Origin of the sequence: Grimontia sp. SpTr1, assembly GCF_947387585.1 — a bacterium.
Lineage (GTDB): Bacteria > Pseudomonadota > Gammaproteobacteria > Enterobacterales > Vibrionaceae > Enterovibrio > Enterovibrio indicus.
Genome location: NZ_CANDOD010000045.1, coordinates 1 through 1,531, shown reverse-complemented (window position 1 = coordinate 1,531; position 1,531 = coordinate 1). Strand labels below are relative to the sequence as shown.

The 1,531-nt window shown below is 42.7% G+C and carries 2 protein-coding genes; both read left to right on the top strand.

Annotated features, from left to right (window positions below):
* Positions 1 to 370 precede the first annotated feature (370 nt).
* Positions 371 to 661, top strand: coding sequence for a hypothetical protein (locus QL223_RS25845; RefSeq protein WP_281546355.1), 291 nt, complete (start codon positions 371 to 373; stop codon positions 659 to 661).
* Positions 662 to 835: 174 nt separating this feature from the next.
* Complete coding sequence (locus tag QL223_RS25840; RefSeq protein WP_281546354.1) at positions 836 to 1,354, top strand: hypothetical protein; 519 nt, start codon at positions 836 to 838, stop codon at positions 1,352 to 1,354.
* Positions 1,355 to 1,531: the final 177 nt, after the last annotated feature.

Below are 1,531 nucleotides of genomic sequence, written 5' to 3'. Positions count from 1 at the left end.
TAATAAATATGTTGGTTGAGATAACCAACAACCCATTAAGCCCGAAAGGGCAATAACCCGAGAGGACGAAAACATGAAAGTTAATGGAAAGGAAGTGGATAGCACTGGTTGTAAGACTGCCCTCGATGTACTGATCAAAAACCGTATTGATGTGTCCAATGAATGCAGAAATGGAGTTTGTGGGGCGTGTCGGTGCAAAGCAACCGGCTCTCCAGAAAAATTGATTGATACGCTGGGATATCACGCAAAGGATGAAATTCTACCATGCTCTGTATCAGCACTTTCTGACATAGATATAACTATATAGCTATATAACTTTAAAGTTACATACATTAAGCCCGAAAGGGCAATGCCCCGAGAGGATGAAGCCATGAATCTATACGTTATTATCAGATCTACAAGAATGGATGATCGTTCATTCAAGAGAGAAATTGCGAGTATCTGGAGTTCTCCTGATTTAGCGAGGGAAGAACTGGAAAACATTGAAAAGCGATTCAATTCAGATAAAACCGAATATATGAATTGGCGAGCGCGCAAACCTATCTCTGCCACTGATCAACTTGTACTTGAGGTTAGAGATGAATATCTAGATGTTGGGGATAATCCCGGATATCGGAGTGAAATGGAATATTCGATCACAAAGCAAAAACTCTCAGCTTAGCCACCTAACTTCCAAGTAAAAGAAGCCTCCTAATCGTCCATAGGAGGCTTTTTTATGTGCCTAATGACCGCATCAATGGGGTGTTAGTTAGGCCAAATTATCTATTTTTATTGATTGTTATTGGCCATTTTGTCTATATTTGTATTAGAACAGGACATATATAGATAAATTTGAATGATTAAAATTAGCGAAACGGCTCTCAGTCCAGCCAAAGGCTGGCAATCGCCAACTACAGGTGAGGTTGCAGCAGCTTTAGAGGTAATAGAGCAAAAATACGGAGACTTTGGCAGTTTATGTGGGATTGGCGGCCGAACGGTTCGCCGGTGGCGCGTCGGAGCAAATGACGACAGTTCTTCGATTCCGTACGGTTGTTGGGTAATCGTTGTTTGGTTAGCGACTGGTGCAATCATTGTTGAATCTGTCGCTTTGTCGGAAGAGCAAAGAGCAGAGATAGTAGAGTTGCCGCAGTGCAGTTCGGCGACTGGTTGGGAAAGTCCAACTGCTGAGGTTGCAACTCGTTTTATCGGAAAAACGAGCTTTACTAAATTGACCCGAAAGGAGATTGCGGCACGGTTTAAATGGTCGTCTGAAAATTTCGGAAAGCAGATAGCGGGACAAAAACTCAACTACATTCACTGGTGCTGTTTAATGCTGTTGTGCGGTATTCAACCCACTTTTATGTTCCAAGAGTAAAGCAATGTTATACACAATCGCGACAGAGCGGGTGTTTAAGGCTCGGTAACTCATGTGTATAACATTGCTCAATGAAGCCTCCGGCGTTCAGCGTTGGAGGTTTTTTTGGTTCAAGTGACACACTACCTATTCCCCAGGATTGATTAAGGCCGCTAATAGTCTGGCAAGAAGGAAAAG

Coding starts and splice junctions, on each gene's coding strand:
- QL223_RS25845 (WP_281546355.1), top strand. CDS start 371: ATGAATCTATACGTTATTATCAGATCTACAAGAATGGATGATCGTTCA.
- QL223_RS25840 (WP_281546354.1), top strand. CDS start 836: ATGATTAAAATTAGCGAAACGGCTCTCAGTCCAGCCAAAGGCTGGCAA.